This is a genomic window from Psychromonas antarctica, from assembly GCF_022267535.1.
GTDB classification, from domain to species: domain Bacteria; phylum Pseudomonadota; class Gammaproteobacteria; order Enterobacterales; family Psychromonadaceae; genus Psychromonas; species Psychromonas antarctica.
Genome location: NZ_JAHNZV010000235.1, coordinates 1 through 1,549, shown reverse-complemented (window position 1 = coordinate 1,549; position 1,549 = coordinate 1). Strand labels below are relative to the sequence as shown.

Genomic DNA, 1,549 nt, shown 5'->3' with positions numbered 1-1,549 from the left:
GTAACTACTCAGCAGGGGTAAATATATTTGGTAGCATATCATTTAACAATAGAGCAAGAGCTGTGGAACCACTGACACCCTGCTTTTTACAGCTCGATAAGTAACTTCTCAGGCCAAAAAACATCTCTGCACCATATTCACTTCTGAAGCAGCCTGATATCTTTTGCTGAACTTTTGCCATCCTCAAGTCGTTTTCGCCTTGATTATTTGTAAAGGGAACGTCTTTATCGATCACAAACCTCAGTACATCTCCTTCATAGTTTTGCAAACGTTCAAGCAAATTTCGGGATTTGGTTTTCTTCGGTCTGCCGCGTTTACCTTTAACTGGTATCGGCGGAGGACTTTCTTTTTCTCCTTCTTTTAAAATTGCTCGGTATTGATTAATGTAGTCGGCTTGTTCCTCTTTGCTGATAACACCATCTTCATCAAGTACTGATTGATTAAGGTTGACTAAAAATAAACGCATTGTTTCAGCCCACACCTGACCATCTTGTTCATTGGCCCTGATTAATTCGCGTAGATGATGTGCATTGCATAATGAGTGTCGGCAGTCATAACGATAATAAGGCTTCCAATGGTCATGACACATGACACCATTGAAATGAGGTAGGATGCCTATGTAATCCATTGCATCATGTCCCCGTTTTTCATGTGCAGCTAAGTAAGTCCACTTTAGTGATGAGGCGTTATGCAGCCACTGCCGTTTTCCATTGATATTAATGCCTGTTTCATCTGCATGCAGCACTTTCTCTTTCTGCAAATTCGCTTTAATTATGTCAAGTACATTCAGCTCTTCAAGCTTGCTGTAGGCACTATTAATGAAGTTGTAAAGACTGCCGCTACTCAGCGGAATATTTAACTGGTCAGTGAAATATTCGCGAATGCGATCATAAGGGAGCAATTGATATTGAGAAAGATATACAGCATGTGCTTTTAAACCATTGCCGTATTGAATGCGGCTGTTAACGCCATCAGGGAATGAGGCAATAAAGCGTTTTCCAAATTCATTTTCAAGTATTTGAGCCTGATATTCGGTTACAACTTTCTTAAATTCAATATCGACAACTTGTCGCGTTTCATAACCCACTTCTTTATAAAACCCTTGCGGCAAAAGAGTATGATCTACAGGCAATTTGTGTGTGATATCTGGATGAGTATCAAGTGCTAGCGTTGATCCTTTGTGGCCTTTTTGCCCACCGCTTTTATTCGAGCTATTATTTATTGTTTGTTTTTCTCGGTTTTGATCACTTGATGGTGGCTTACTACTATTGCGGCTGTTGAGTCCAAGGCGCTGACAGAGCAAATTAACGATAAGCAATAACAAGTCGAAAGTAGCGCGCATAGAAGCTGATAATGTTTTATCAGCTTCTATTTGTTGTTTTATCTTTTCAACACTGCTTTCAATATCGATACCGCTTACTTTCATTTTTATCTTTACGCCAAATAAGAAGAAGGTAGTTAGCGTAACGGTTAAAAACATTCAAGCAAGTCGATCTTTTTTGATCTTCGATAAATTATTAAAAGTGTGACTAAGGTGCTGAGTAGTTAC

At 39.3% G+C, this 1,549-nt stretch carries 1 protein-coding gene; it reads right to left on the bottom strand.

The window, feature by feature from the left end:
• Window positions 1-4: 4 nt before the first annotated feature.
• The gene (tnpC, locus tag KSO91_RS17210) at window positions 5-1,426 is read right to left on the bottom strand and encodes an IS66 family transposase (protein WP_238744247.1); all 1,422 of its coding nucleotides are present in this window, start codon (window positions 1,424-1,426) and stop codon (window positions 5-7) included.
• Window positions 1,427-1,549 lie beyond the last annotated feature (123 nt).